The following is a 13,455-nucleotide window of genomic DNA, read 5'->3' on the forward strand; positions in this document are numbered from 1 at the left end:
GGGCCCGGGCCCCCCCCCCCGGGCCGTTTGTGGGACACCGCTACCGGCCGTGGGCCCGGGGGTTGTCACTTCCGGGGCCCGGAAGTGACAACGACGTGCCCCTCGGTAGTGCCTGCGGAGGGGCGCGGTGCGCCGATAGGCTGTGCGCATGCTTGACAACCCGCGCTCCCGGCGCGTCCGCGCCGTTGCGAAGCTGGCGAAGCGTCCCGCCCGCGCCGAGACCGGGCTCTTCCTCCTCGAAGGCCCGCAGGCGGTGTCCGAGGCGCTCACCTACCGGCCCGAGCTCGTCGTCGAGCTGTACGCGACGCCGACCGCGCTGGAGCGCTACCAGGACATCGCGCAGACCGCCGTGGAGGCCGGCGTCGACGTCGAGTTCGTCACGGAGCACGTTCTCGACACGATGGCCGACACCGTGACGCCGCAAGGGTTCGTCGCCGTGTGCCGGCAGTTCCCGACCTCCGTCCGCGACATCTTCGCCGACGAGCCACGGCTGGTGGCGATCCTCGAGGAGGTGCGGGACCCCGGCAACGCGGGCACGATCATCCGCGCCGCCGACTCCGCGGGCGCCGACGCGGTCGTGCTGACCGGCCGCACCGTCGACCTCTACAACCCCAAGGTCGTCCGCTCCACGACGGGCTCGCTGTTCCACGTCCCGGTCGCGGTCGGCGCCGATCTCGCCGACGTCGTCGGGCGCGCGCACAGCGCCGGCCTGCGTGTCCTCGCCGCGGACATCAAGGGGGAGGACCTCCTCGCCGCCCGCCAGGAGGGCCAGCTCGCCCGGCCGACCGCGTGGGTGTTCGGCAACGAGGCGCACGGGCTCGCCGACGACCTGCTGGGGCTGGTGGACCGCGTGGTGACGGTGCCGATCTACGGCCGCGCCGAGTCGATGAACCTCGCGACCGCGGCTTCGGTCTGCCTGTACGAGTCGGCGTTCGCACAGCGCTCCGAGTGATCGATAAGCCTTGCGTTATATAACACAGGCTTGATAGATTGTCCACATGGACGGTCTGGAGGCGGTGGGCGACCCCGTGCGGCGGCGCTTCGTGGAGCTGCTCGCGCGCGGTGAGCGCACCGCCGGTGAGCTCGCGACGCTCGCCGCCGACGAGTTCGGGATCACGCAGCCGGCGGCCTCCCGGCACCTGCGGGTGCTGCGGGAGTCGGGCATCGTGGCCTCCCGGGTGGACGGCCAGCGGCGCGTCTACGCGCTGGAGCCCGCCGGGCTGGAGGAGGCCGCGGCCTGGTTCGACGGTTTGAGCGCCTTTTGGGAGCAGCGCCTGGACGCGCTCGGCACCGAGCTCGTGCGCGGCCGCAGCCGTACCGACGACCTCCACACCAACCACCGCACCGGAAAGGCCGCCTCATGACCCTCTGGGGAGAGCTCTCCCTCGACGGCCCGCGCCGCTCGGTGACGGTCGAACGCGAGTACCCGGCGACCGCCGCCGAGCTGTGGGCCGCGCTCACCGAGCCCGCGCGGCTGGCCCGCTGGATCGGGCGCTACGAGCAGACCGCCGACGGCTTCCGCCTCGCGATGGGCGGCCCCGACGCGGACGCCGTGGTGGACGGCCTCGTGCTGGCCTGCGATCCGGAGCGGCGCCTCCTGGTGACCTGGCGCTTCAGCGGCGACGGCCAAGCAGAGGCGCCGACCGAGCTGGAGGCCGTCGTCCGGCCGGCGGGGGAGGGCCGCGTCCTCCTCACCCTGACCCACCGGCGCGTGCAGGCGGTCACCGCCTCCGTGTACGGAGCGGGCTGGCAGGACGTCCTCACCCACCTGGCCCGCGAGCTCGGCGCGGAGGCGTCGCCGCAGGAGCACGACGGCTACCTCGGCGAGGCCGCCGACCCGGCCGCGTTCGACGCCGCGCTGGACGAGTACCGCAGCGAGGAGGCGGCGCTCGTACGGGCCACGATGACGCGCGAGGGCGACCGTTCGGCGGTGTCGCTACAGCGGCTGCTCGACGCGCCCGTGGACGAGGTCTGGGACGCCCTCACGCTGCCCGACCGCGTCAGCCGCTGGCTGTGGCCGGTCGTGGAGTGGCCGGACGACCCGGTCCGCGAGCGCCGGCTGCGCGTCGGCGACGTGATGCGGCTCGGCGACGAGAACATCGAGGGCGCCATCCAGGAGCTGGAGGTGCTCGACCTCGAGGAGCGCGCCCACCTGCGCTTCACCTGGGGCGACGCCGCGGTGAGCATCCGCCTGACGGAGACCGGCGACGGCACGCTGCTGTCGCTCGAGCAAGACGGAGTAAGGGATATCTTCGGCGCCGGGCGGCTGCGCTCGGCGCCTGACTTCGCGGCCGGCTGGCACCAGCTGATCGACCAGCTGACTCTGCTCCTCGCCGGACTGACGGTCCCGGCTCCCGACCGGCTCTGGGAGGCCGCGTACCTGGTCTACTCGGCGGAGTAACGCCCCATCCCGCCCGGCTAGCCAGTGTCCCCGGCCGACTAGAATAGGGAACCGTGTCTGAAACCACAGAAATCACCGAGGGAACCGTCGACGCGGCTGTCGCCGCGGCGCTCAGCGCGATCGACGCCGCCGGCACCTCGGACGCGCTGAAGGCCGTCCGTCACGATCACACCGCCGAGGGCTCCCCGCTCGCGCGGCTGAACGCCGCCATCCGCTCGCTCCCCGGCGACCAGAAGGCCGCGGCAGGCAAGCTCGTCGGCGGCGCCCGCGCCCGCGTGAGCCAGGCGTTCGCCGCGAAGGAGGCCGTGATCGCGGCCGAGGAGGACGCCGCCCGGCTCGCCGCCGAGGCCGTGGACGTCACCGCCCTCCCGACCCGCTGGACGCCGGGCGCCCGGCACCCGCTGAGCCTCCTCCAGGAGCGCATCGCCGACATCTTCGTCGGCATGGGCTGGGAGGTCGCGGAGGGTCCGGAGCTGGAGAGCGAGTGGTACAACTTCGACGCCCTCAACTTCGACGCCGACCACCCGGCGCGCGCGATGCAGGACACCTTCTTCGTCGAGCCGACGAACGCGCACCTCGTGCTGCGCACGCACACCTCCCCGGTGCAGCTGCGCGCCCTCCTCGGCAACGAGCTGCCGGTCTACCGCATCGCGCCGGGCCGGGTGTTCCGCACCGACGAGTTCGACGCCACGCACCTGCCGGTCTTCACCCAGACCGAGGGCATCGCCGTCGACAAGGGCCTGACCATGGCGCACCTGCGCGGCACGCTCGACCACTTCGCCAAGACGCTGTTCGGCGAGGGCGCGCGCGTGCGCCTGCGTCCCAACTACTTCCCGTTCACCGAGCCGAGCGCCGAGCTCGACCTCTGGCACCCGACCTTCAAGGGCGGCGCCCGCTGGATCGAGTGGGGCGGCTGCGGCATGGTGAACCCGAACGTGCTCCGCTCGGCGGGCATCGACCCGGAGGTCTACTCCGGGTTCGCGTTCGGGATGGGCGTCGAGCGGGCGCTGATGTTCCGCAACGACGTCAAAGACATGCGCGACATGGCCGAGGGCGATGTCCGGTTCTCCCAGCAGTTCGGAATGGTGGTCTGATGCGCGTCCCCCTGAGTTGGCTCGGCGAGTACGTCGACCTCGAGCCGGGCACCACGGCCGAGGAGGTCCACGCCGCCCTCGTGTCCGTCGGGCTCGAGGAGGAGGACGTCCACAGCTTCGAGATCAGCGGCCCGGTGGTCGTCGGCCAGGTGCTGGACTTCGTGGAGGAGCCGCAGAGCAACGGCAAGACCATCCGCTGGTGCCAGGTGCGTGTCGCGCCGGAAGGCCAGAAGGCGGCCGACGGCGGCGAGGACGTGCACGGCATCGTCTGCGGCGCCCGCAACTTCTTCGTCGGCGACAAGGTCGTGGTGACGCTGCCCGGCTCGACCCTGCCCGGTCCCTTCCCGATCGCCGCACGCAAGACCTACGGCCACGTCTCGGACGGCATGATCGCCTCCGCGCGCGAGCTGGGCCTCGGCGACGACCACGAGGGCATCCTCCGGCTCTCAACCCTGGGCCTCGACCCGGAGGTCGGCGCCGACGCGGTCTCGCTGCTCGGCCTGGACGACACCGCGGTGGAGGTCAACGTCACCCCCGACCGCGGCTACGCGTTCTCGATCCGCGGCATCGCGCGCGAGTACTCGCATGCGACCGGCGCGGCCTTCCGCGACCCGGCCGACGCGGTGCGCGTGCACTCCACGGGCGCTCACGCGCACGGGTTCAGCGTGACGATCGACGACCGCGCGCCCATCCGCGGGCGCGTCGGAGCGACGGTGTTCGTGACGCGCGTGGTCCGCGACGTGGACGGCAGCCGGCCGACCCCGCCGTGGATGGTGGCACGCCTCAAGCTCGCCGGCATCCGCTCGATCTCGCTCATCGTGGACATCACCAACTACGTGATGCTCGAGCTCGGCCAGCCCATCCACGGCTACGACCTGGACAAGCTGTCCGGCGGCATTGTCGTGCGCCGCGCGCACCCGGGCGAGACGCTCGTGACGCTGGACGACCAGACCCGCGCGCTCGACGCGGAGGACCTCCTCATCACCGACGAGTCCGGCGCGATCGGCCTGGCCGGGGTGATGGGCGGCGCGTCCACCGAGATCGGCGCCGGCACCAGCAACGTGCTCGTGGAGGCCGCCAACTTCGACCCCGTGTCCATCGCCCGCACCGCCCGCCGGCACAAGCTGCCGAGCGAGGCGTCCAAGCGCTTCGAGCGCGGCGTCGACCCGCGGGTCGCCGTTGCGGCCGCGGCGCGCGTCGTGCAGCTCCTGGAGCAGCTCGCCGGCGGCCACGCCGACGAGCTCGGCTCCCTGCTCGACACGGCGGGGGAGGCCGAGCCGATCCGCCTGCCGAGCGACTACACCCCGAACCTGATCGGCGTCGAGTTCACCGACGACGAGGTGCGCGGCGCGCTCGCCGAGATCGGCGGCACCGTCACCGGCGATGCCTCCGGCCTGCTGGTCGTGCCGCCGAGCTGGCGTCCCGACCTGCGCGACAAGTCCGACCTGGCCGAAGAGGTCGCCCGCATCGTCGGGTTCGACCGCATCCCGTCCGTGCTGCCCGTCGCGCCTCCCGGCCGCGGCCTGTCGCGCGCCCAGAAGCTGCGCCGCGCCGTCGCCCAGATGCTGGCGGACAACGGCGCGACCGAGGTGCTCGCCTTCCCGTTCGTCTCGGAGGCGCAGAACGACCTGTTCGGCTCGCCCGAGGCCGGCCCGGTTCCCGCGGTCCGCCTGGCGAACGCGCTCGACGCGACCGCTCCCTACCTGCGCACGTCCCTGCTCCCCGGCCTGATCGACGTCGCCAAGCGCAACCTCGCGCGCGGTCTGGTCGACCTGCGCGTCTACGAGCTCGGCACGGTGTTCCTGCCCGGCGGAGTCGTGCTCGGCAGCGAGGAGCTGCCGCTCGGCGCGGCCCTCCCCGGCGACGACGTGCTGGCCGGCCTGAACGCGGGCATCCCCGCCCAGCCGCGCCACCTGGCCGGTCTGATCGTGGGCAACCCCGTGGAGAAGCAGCCGGGCCAGACACCGGTCGCGGCCGGTCTCGCCGACGCGCTGACGGCCGTCCAGCAGACCGCGACCGCCGTCGGCGTGCGGGTGGAGCCGGTGCAGAGCCGCCACCAGGCCTTCCACCCCGGACGCACGGCGCAGCTGGTCGCGCACGCCGCGGACGGCGCGCGCGTCGTCGTCGGCTACGCCGGAGAGCTGTTGCCCGCGATCGCGGAGGACCTCGACCTCCCGCGCGTCGTCGCCGTCTACGAGCTCGACCTCGACGCGCTCATCGCCGTGGCGCCCGCCGACATCGTCGCGGGCGTGATCGCCGGGTTCCCCGCGGCGACGCAGGACCTGTCGCTCGTCGTGCGCGACGAGGTCTCGGCGGGCGAGCTGCTGACTGCTGTTCAGGAGGGCGCTGGCGCGCTCCTGGAGGACATCCGCCTGGTCGACGACTACCGCGGCGCCGGCCTCCCGGCCGCCCACAAGAGCCTCACCTTCGCGCTGCGGTTCCGCGCGGACGACCGCACGCTCACCGCAGCGGAGGCCAGCGAGGCGAAGCTCGCGGGCGCCGCCCGCGCCGACGAGCTGTTCGGCGCCCACATCCGCGAGTAACCGCCCGCACATTCGTCACGAATGTCGCGTTTCGCGCCCCGAAACCCGACATTCGTGACGAATGTCGTTACCGGAGGGTCCGGGACCGCAGCGTGCGCTTCACCCGATAGGCGGCGCGCGGGAGGAACTCCTGTATCCGCACAGCCGACGTGCGCGGATTGATCGGCTCGTCCAGCAGGTCGGACCCACCGGAGGCGATGATCTCCCGGAATGCCGTGCGCTCGGGAGCGGTCCGCAGCTCGTCGGGGAGCTGCAGCAAGGTCGTGAGCAGAACGCGGTCGTTGAACGGCGTGAACGCCTCCTGAGCGATGTCCCATTCGAGCTGGCTCTGCGCCTGCCAGGAGCCGCACAGGTGCTCCCAGTGGAAGAGGACGTCAAGGTCGATCCCGGCCGCCGCCGCAGCAGGAGCCGCCTGCTCCCGCCATCGGTCGAGGGAGGCCACAATGGCGGGCACCGTCTCCCAGCCGGGAATGAGACGCGCGAGCTGCTCTCCGGTGGCCGTGTCGGGAAGGACCCCGTCCGTCCGCATGTAGAACTGGGCGACCTCGGCCGCGTTGCCCTTAACGGCGACGCGGTCGGCGGGGAACCCGCGCTCGATGCCATACGCGATCTGCCCCCAGTCGTCGAGGTGCGAGATCGCGGAGTTGGCGCGGTAGACGCGCAGCCATTCCGCCGTCGCCGGCTCGCGGCAGTCGATGATGTGGTGGTCCACTCCGCGGGCGGCGAGCAGCCGCGCCGGGATGGCGATGTCCGGCGATCTGCCGTGCAGGTGCCGGTAGCGGAAGGTGTAGTGGAACACACTGTCGGCGAGCGGCGTCGATGCCGCCAAGAGCATCCGCGAGTCGAGGCCGGCGGTCACGGGCAGAGCGAGCGGGAAGCGCCGGGCCGCGCCCGCCAGGGACGAACGGAGTCGGGTGATCGCCGAATCGATCAGATGCGCCGGGTCGGCCCCCTGCCGAGCGTGCAGGGGGGAGCCGACCACCGGCCAGTATCGCTCTTGCTCTCCCGTGCTCGCTCTGAGCAGATGATTGGGGACGAGCCGCCCCACCCGGTCGAACGGCGTCGCGTCCGCGGGCAGGAAGCCTTCCTGCGCGTCGCGCCAGTAGCGCGACGCGAGCAGCTCGCGGTACCGCTTGTCCGGGGCGAGCGGGACCACCTCCTCGAGCAGCAGTGCTTGCGAGGCGGCGTGAACCGCGCCGTCGTGGTGCACGTACTCGAGGGTCCGCAGTCCGCACGGGTCGGCGAGGAAGAGGATGTCGTCGGCGGTGAAAACCACCAGCACGAACCGACCGGCCAGGCCGACTGCCGACCAGTTCGAGACGTCTCCTCGCCAGCTCGCGGCGAGTTCCTCGAGAAGTGCCGCGTCGTCGAGCTCGGGTCGGGCAGGGTCGATCGCAAAACCGAGAAGCAGGAGGCGAACGGGGGAGTCCGCATCATCGTGAACGCTCACCGCGAGGTCGGGATGCGCGTACAGGCGGTGATCGCCGACCTCGAGCGTGTTCCATCCGGGAAGATCGACGTTCCGGGACGGTGTCAGCAAGAACTGACGTCGATAGCGGAACGGATTCATTGACGACTCGCTTTCGGATCGGCGGAAGCCGGCTCACCTCGGGAGCGACGGCGGGACGCACCCCGGTCAGGATAGGGGCGAGGCGACGAGCGGTCCGCCGACAGTCGACCAGGCCGAGGAAACATCACCCGCAGGATCATCGGAGCTGCCGATGCCGCCATCGCAGGCCCCGCGCTTTGTGATGCCCACGATTTGGCGACCGACCCAACCTGGGCGGCAGGGTTGGGATGCCCACGGGCGACGGAACCAGGGAGCGTTGTGGCGTTAGCACGCAGAATCGATATATTAATGTGTTATGCATAGACGAGCGCGTTTCAAGCGCGGAAGACTGGCCGTCCGGGCAGGTGGGGCGGCGGTTCTCATCGCCATCGCCTCGAGCGTGTTCGCCTTGACGGCAGCGCGCGCGGACATATTGCTTGAGCCGCGGAGTCGTCCGTCGTCGATGCCGGTCGAGGTCCGCGACGGCTTCGACACCGACGGCGTGACGATTCCGGGGTGGACCATGAACCGGTACAACTGGCGCGTCCAGGATGGTGCGCTCACGACGTTCGGCGATGGTGGCAACCGTGTCATCACCCCGACGGACATCGCGCTTGCCGACACGTTCACAGTGTCGACGGAGATCAGGTCCGAGAATCGCCTTCGGATGTGGAGTGGACTGGCCGTTCATGTGAGCGGTAGCAGTCAGAAGATGCTCTCCTTCCGGATGGCGCTCACGGAATCCGAGCCCCAGTGGCAGTTCATCGACATCGCCGAATCCAGGGTGTACGCCACGGGCACCCTCGACTCGGGCTTCCGTGCTGATGCGCCGTACCGGATGTCGTTGGCATCGACCGGATACGGAGAATACAGCTTTGACCTGCGCGACGATGCGGGTTCTCTGCCAGAGTGGCTCTGGGCAGCGCCTTCCAGGCCTCCGTCGAAATCATGCAGGACGCGCCCCTCCGTTCGTACAGTGGCCTGGCGTTCAATGTTCAGCCGAATTCGTTGGACGACCGATACGTGTTCAGGATCAGGGCCGAAGGCGCTGCCACACGCGCCTGGCAGGTGCTTCGTCAACGGCCTTCCCAGATCACAGGCGGACTAGAAGAATCGGTTGTCGCTTCAGGCAACCTCTCCGAGGCGATGTCCACAGACGAGCGATACCTGGTCGGCGTGCGCACCGCTGGCGTCGACGACGTGGCGCTGTTCGCCCGTCCCGTCGGAGCGCCGCAGGAGAGCAATCTCGTGAAAGCGGCGGACCGCACCGTCGCCCTCCCTATCGTCGATCGTCTTGTCGGAGGACATGCGGCGCTCTACAGCCACTACAGCACCGCTGCTTTCTCGAATGCGAAGGTCGCGACGACGAGCGACAAGCCTGCAGCGATCACGGATGGTTTCGACCGAGCTGATTCGACGGATATTCGGAGTAGTTGGCACGAAGGGGTCTGGGGCGACTGGTCCGTGCGCGACGGTGCGATGGAAGCGAACGCCGCCGGTGTGCCGGAAGGTCGTTCTCTTCTGGCGATCCAACAGCATGTCGACCTCAGTGGTGGAGCCTTCCGGGTTCGAGCCGACCTCGAGGTAGGTACCAAGCTCTCGGGGACCTGGAGGGGGACGGTGGTCAATCTGCGCGACCGTGGTGTGGAGGGTCGGCAGCAGTACTATGCACTCCGATTCAGGGATTCGACCAACGAATGGCAATTCATGCGTTCCGACTCCAGCCGCGTGCCGAACGAGGTTGCGTTGAAACGTGGCTCGTTGTCACTCGATAAGCCGGGGAACTACACGCTGGAGATCGTTTCGTCGGCACCCGGCAGGTTCCGAGTCTCGATCTCCAAAGACGGATCACCTGTGCTCGCTCCCAACGAGATCGTCGACGACACGCCGATCGCAGGGGGCGCGGTTGCTCTGATGAGTATCGCTTCAGCCGCAACGCCTATCGTTCGATTCGACGACTTCTCGGTTGTCTCCTCGCACAGCGACGGAGCCCCGCTGGTCATCGCCACGAGTTGCGTCGGCCTGACGCTCGGCCACAACACGGTCGGCCAGTCCGTGCTCACCCGAGGGGACCGGCAGTACGTCGCGTACTACGGCACAGACAGATATCTTCGCGTCGCGAGCCGGAGCCTCGCAGGTTCGGAATCGACGGCTCCCTGCGTCGATGGAGACTCCGATCCTGCCTGGACCACGCAGGAGCTCGATACGCGGGTGCCCGACGACGCTCACAACAGCGTCACAATGGCCTTCGATAGCGATGGGCAGCTTCATGTGATCGGCAATCTCCACGCGGGCTCGCTCGATGGCAGTGACCTCGCAGAGGAGTATCGTGTGTGGGCGCGTGGCGGCGCGTACTACCGCACGACGACGGCAGGCGACGTCCGCTCGCTTTCGAGAGTGACAGGCCTGGCGCCGCGGGTTCAAGACCGCTACCTCACTTACCCGTCGTTCATCACGGTGCCTGGTACCGGTGCCGGCGCCGATACGCTGATGATCACATATCGCATCGGGTGGTCGGGTGGCGGAACGCGCGCGTTCGACCGCTACGACCCTGCGACCAAAACGTGGAAGGTGCACAGCACGTTCACTGACTACGGCGATTCCCCGCGCGAAACGGGACCGCATCAGGGAGACATCGACGACGTCTACAACATGTATCCAAGCCAAATCGTGCGCGGGACCGACGGCGTCTTTCGGATGGCGTGGGTGTGGCGGAACAACGCTGACGTGCGGACGACGAGTCGGGTCTCGTATGCCGAGAGCGCGGATCTCGTGACATGGAAGACAATCGCCGGGGCGAAAATCTCGACGCCAGTGAAGTACGACGACACCACAGCCGGACTCGTCGTGGACGACGTGCCGGAGGGTGTGCCGGGCCAAGCGGACGGCGACAACGGCTTGGTGTCGGTTGCGCTTCAGCTCGATGGGAAGAACAATCCGGTGTTGTTCTACACCAAGCTCGACGAGCGCTCTGACCTCCAGCTCTACACGGCGCATCTGGACGCGCGGACCAAGAGCTGGGAGCCTCGACCCCTGACGACGGACACAGGGGTGGAGCCGGTCTCCGGTGTCGGCACGATGTCGCTGAACTCCCAGATCGGCACGACGGCAGCGTATGGCACATCGCATCCGACCTGGATCGTGGCCGACTACTCGCACGGCTCCCGGAACAATCACGTCATCGTCGACTCCCGCAGTGGTCTGGCTGTCGCCGACTCGCCGGGGGTGTCTCGGGTGGCGCCGATGGAGGACGGCCCCTCGCATCACGGCCTCTGGTTCATCGGAAGCCGCGACCTGGGTGGGGCGACATCCAGTGGCCGCAACTGGTCCCTTCAGTGGTTCACTATGCCGGACAACGGCGATCGGATCGTGACGCCTGCAGGGGTGATCGCGGGCGCCGAGCCGTCTCTGACATCGTTGAACCCACAGCCTCTGTGGGTGTACACGACGCAGCGGTGATCCCGTCCGCTCTTGTATGACGACGACGATTTGGCGACCGACCCGACCAGGGCGGTAGGGTTGCAGCATGCTTACTGTCGGTGCCCCCTCGATGCGCCGACGCCTGCGCGACCGCCGAATCTAGGCGGCGCTCGGGCGACCTTTCGCGGTCGGACTGGGGCGTCGCCGATCCTCGGCCCCCTGTCGTCCACCCCATCAAGGAACAAGCATGACTTTCTCGGTTGCCGTCGCCGGTGCCTCCGGGTACGCGGGTGGTGAGCTGCTGCGCATCCTCGCCGACCATCCCGACTTCGAGATCCGCACCGTGACCGCGCACAACAACGCCGGTCACCCGCTCGCCGCGCACCAGCCGCACCTGCGCTCGCTCGCCCACCTCACCCTCGTCGAGAACACGTCGGAGAACCTCGCCGGTCACGACGTCGTGTTCCTCGCGCTGCCGCACGGCCGCTCCGGGGAGGTGGCCGCCGACCTCCCGGAGGACACCCTCGTGGTGGATGCGGGCGCCGACCACCGGCTGGACGACCCCGCGGACTGGGCGGCGTTCTACGGCGGCGAGTACTACGGCTCCTGGGCGTACGGCGTCCCCGAGCTCATCGTGGGGGCGGACGGCGCCAAGCAGCGCGCGAACCTCGCCGGCGCGACCCGCATCGCGGCGCCCGGCTGCAACGCGAGCGCCGTCTCGCTCGCCCTCGCGCCCGGCATCCACGCCGGCGTGATCGAGGAGCAGGACCTCGTCAGCGTCCTCGCCGTCGGGCCGTCCGGCGCCGGGAAGTCGCTCAAGACGATGTACCTGGCCAGCGAGATCCTCGGCTCGGCCAACCCGTACGCGGTCGGGGGCACCCACCGGCACATCCCGGAGATCCAGCAGAACCTCCGCAAGGCGGGCGCCGTCAACCCGACGCTCTCGTTCACACCGGTGCTCGTGCCGATGTCGCGGGGCATCCTGGCGACCTCCACCGCCCGGGTGAAGCCGGGGGTGACCGCTGCTCACCTCCAGGAGGTCTGGGAGGCCGCTTATGCGGACGAGCCCTTCGTGCACGTCCTCCCCGCCGGAACCGTGCCGCGCACCGCGGACGTGCTGGGCTCGAACACCGTGCTGATCGGGGTTGCCCTCGACCGGGCGGCGGGCCGGGTCGTCACCGTGCTCGCCATCGACAATCTGTACAAGGGAACGGCCGGCGCGGCGATCCAGTCCGCGAACCTCGCTCTCGGGCTCCCCGAGACCGCCGGCCTGAGTGTGAACGGAGTCGCGCCATGAGCGTCACCACTGCCAAGGGCTTCTCGGCCGCCGGGGTCGTCGCCGGTCTCAAGTCGAGCGGTACGCGCGACCTCGCGCTGGTCCAGAACCGCGGACCGCTCGCGGCGGCCGCCGCGGTCTTCACCACCAACCGCTGCAAGGCGAACCCCGTCCTCTGGAGCGAGCAGGTCATCGCCGACGGCGTGGTCTCGGCCATCGTCCTCAACTCCGGCGGCGCCAACTGCTACACCGGCTCGCAGGGCTTCCAGACCACGCACGCGACGGCGGAGGCCGTGGGCGCCGCGCTCGGCGTCTCCGCGGGCGACGTGCTGGTCTGCTCCACCGGGCTGATCGGCGAGCAGCTCGACGTCGAGAAACTGACCGCGGGCGTCGCCCAGGCGGCCAACGCCCTCGCGGGCGACTCCGGACTCGGCGCCGCCCAGGCGATCATGACGACGGACACGCGGCCGAAGCAGGCCGAGTGGGTCTCCCCGGCCGGCTGGTCGGTGGGCGGGATGGCCAAGGGCGCCGGGATGCTCGCGCCGGGCCTGGCGACGATGCTCGTCGTCATCACCACCGACGCCGTACTCGACTCCACGCAGCTCGGCACCGCCCTCCGCGCCGCGACCCGGGTCACCTTCGACCGCCTCGACTCGGACGGCTGCATGTCGACCAACGACACCGTCGCGCTGCTCGGCTCCGGCGCGAGCGGCGTCGCACCCGACCCGGCGGAGTTCGCTCTGGCCCTGACGGACGTGTGCCGCAGCCTGGCGAAGCAGCTCCAGGAGGACGCCGAAGGCGCCTCCCACGACGTGACGATCGAGGTCGTGAACGCCCGCACGGAGGACGAGGCCGTGACGGTCGGTCGCGCCGTGTCCCGGTCCAACCTGTTCAAGGCCGCCATCTTCGGCAACGACCCCAACTGGGGCCGGGTGCTCGCCGCGGTCGGCACCACCGACGCGGAGTTCGACCCGTACGGGATCGACGTCGCGATCAACGGCGTGCAGGTCTGCACGGCGGGGGAGCCGGACCAGCCGCGCGATCTCGTCGACCTGACGCCGCGCGCCGTGCACGTTCTCATCGACCTGCACGCGGGAGACGAGACAGCGGCCATCCTCACCAACGACCTGACCCACGACTACGTCCACGAGAACAGTGCCTACTCGAGCTGA

10 protein-coding genes are annotated in these 13,455 nt (G+C 70.0%); 9 read left to right on the forward strand and 1 reads right to left on the reverse strand.

The window, feature by feature from the left end; translation table 11 throughout:
* Positions 1-148: 148 nt before the first annotated feature.
* Genes ACFRFH_RS14750 through pheT form a run of 5 tightly spaced genes read left to right on the forward strand, consistent with a single transcriptional unit; the run spans position 149 to position 6,038 of the window.
* Positions 149-952: a TrmH family RNA methyltransferase gene (locus ACFRFH_RS14750; RefSeq protein WP_382463743.1), complete on the forward strand. Its 804-nt coding sequence runs from the start codon at positions 149-151 to the stop codon at positions 950-952.
* A gap of 46 nt (positions 953-998) precedes the next feature.
* Positions 999-1,364 carry an ArsR/SmtB family transcription factor gene (locus ACFRFH_RS14755; RefSeq protein ID WP_382463744.1) on the forward strand — a complete coding sequence of 122 codons (366 nt, stop codon included), beginning with the start codon at positions 999-1,001 and terminating at the stop codon, positions 1,362-1,364.
* Positions 1,361-2,401, forward strand: coding sequence for an SRPBCC domain-containing protein (locus ACFRFH_RS14760; protein ID WP_382463745.1), 1,041 nt, complete (start codon positions 1,361-1,363; stop codon positions 2,399-2,401). Before ACFRFH_RS14755 ends, ACFRFH_RS14760 begins: the two co-directional genes overlap by 4 nt.
* Before the next feature lie 53 nt (positions 2,402-2,454).
* A complete protein-coding gene (pheS, locus tag ACFRFH_RS14765; protein WP_382463746.1) occupies positions 2,455-3,495 on the forward strand; it encodes a phenylalanine--tRNA ligase subunit alpha in 1,041 nt (346 codons plus the stop codon).
* Entirely contained in the window at positions 3,495-6,038 is a 2,544-nt protein-coding gene (gene pheT, locus ACFRFH_RS14770) for a phenylalanine--tRNA ligase subunit beta (protein ID WP_382463747.1), read from the forward strand. The genes pheS and pheT overlap by 1 nt, the downstream gene beginning before the upstream one ends.
* A 67-nt stretch (positions 6,039-6,105) precedes the next feature.
* Here the strand turns inward: pheT and ACFRFH_RS14775 are convergent, their stop codons facing one another.
* Positions 6,106-7,578, reverse strand: a complete 1,473-nt coding sequence (locus ACFRFH_RS14775; protein ID WP_382463748.1) for a hypothetical protein — start codon at positions 7,576-7,578, stop codon at positions 6,106-6,108.
* Positions 7,579-8,050: 472 nt separating this feature from the next.
* Here ACFRFH_RS14775 and ACFRFH_RS14780 point away from each other — a divergent pair, with 472 nt between their 5' ends.
* From ACFRFH_RS14780 to argJ, 4 genes are all read left to right on the forward strand, one after another.
* Positions 8,051-8,695 (forward strand): hypothetical protein, encoded by a 645-nt coding sequence (locus ACFRFH_RS14780; protein ID WP_382463749.1) that lies wholly within the window; start codon positions 8,051-8,053, stop codon positions 8,693-8,695.
* Positions 8,696-8,733: 38 nt separating this feature from the next.
* On the forward strand, positions 8,734-11,046 hold the full coding sequence (locus ACFRFH_RS14785; RefSeq protein WP_382463750.1) for a BNR-4 repeat-containing protein: 2,313 nt from the start codon (positions 8,734-8,736) through the stop codon (positions 11,044-11,046).
* Positions 11,047-11,254: 208 nt separating this feature from the next.
* Positions 11,255-12,304 carry an N-acetyl-gamma-glutamyl-phosphate reductase gene (gene argC / locus ACFRFH_RS14790; RefSeq protein WP_382463751.1) on the forward strand — a complete coding sequence of 350 codons (1,050 nt, stop codon included), beginning with the start codon at positions 11,255-11,257 and terminating at the stop codon, positions 12,302-12,304.
* Positions 12,301-13,455 (forward strand): bifunctional glutamate N-acetyltransferase/amino-acid acetyltransferase ArgJ, encoded by a 1,155-nt coding sequence (gene argJ / locus ACFRFH_RS14795; protein ID WP_382463752.1) that lies wholly within the window; start codon positions 12,301-12,303, stop codon positions 13,453-13,455. Before argC ends, argJ begins: the two co-directional genes overlap by 4 nt.

It is taken from the genome of Leifsonia sp. NPDC056824, assembly GCF_042789575.1.
Lineage (GTDB): Bacteria > Actinomycetota > Actinomycetes > Actinomycetales > Microbacteriaceae > Leifsonia.

Coding starts and splice junctions, on each gene's coding strand:
- argJ (WP_382463752.1), top strand. CDS start 12,301: ATGAGCGTCACCACTGCCAAGGGCTTCTCGGCCGCCGGGGTCGTCGCC.
- ACFRFH_RS14750 (WP_382463743.1), top strand. CDS start 149: ATGCTTGACAACCCGCGCTCCCGGCGCGTCCGCGCCGTTGCGAAGCTG.
- ACFRFH_RS14780 (WP_382463749.1), top strand. CDS start 8,051: ATGCCGGTCGAGGTCCGCGACGGCTTCGACACCGACGGCGTGACGATT.
- ACFRFH_RS14785 (WP_382463750.1), top strand. CDS start 8,734: ATGTCCACAGACGAGCGATACCTGGTCGGCGTGCGCACCGCTGGCGTC.
- argC (WP_382463751.1), top strand. CDS start 11,255: ATGACTTTCTCGGTTGCCGTCGCCGGTGCCTCCGGGTACGCGGGTGGT.
- ACFRFH_RS14760 (WP_382463745.1), top strand. CDS start 1,361: ATGACCCTCTGGGGAGAGCTCTCCCTCGACGGCCCGCGCCGCTCGGTG.
- ACFRFH_RS14755 (WP_382463744.1), top strand. CDS start 999: ATGGACGGTCTGGAGGCGGTGGGCGACCCCGTGCGGCGGCGCTTCGTG.
- pheT (WP_382463747.1), top strand. CDS start 3,495: ATGCGCGTCCCCCTGAGTTGGCTCGGCGAGTACGTCGACCTCGAGCCG.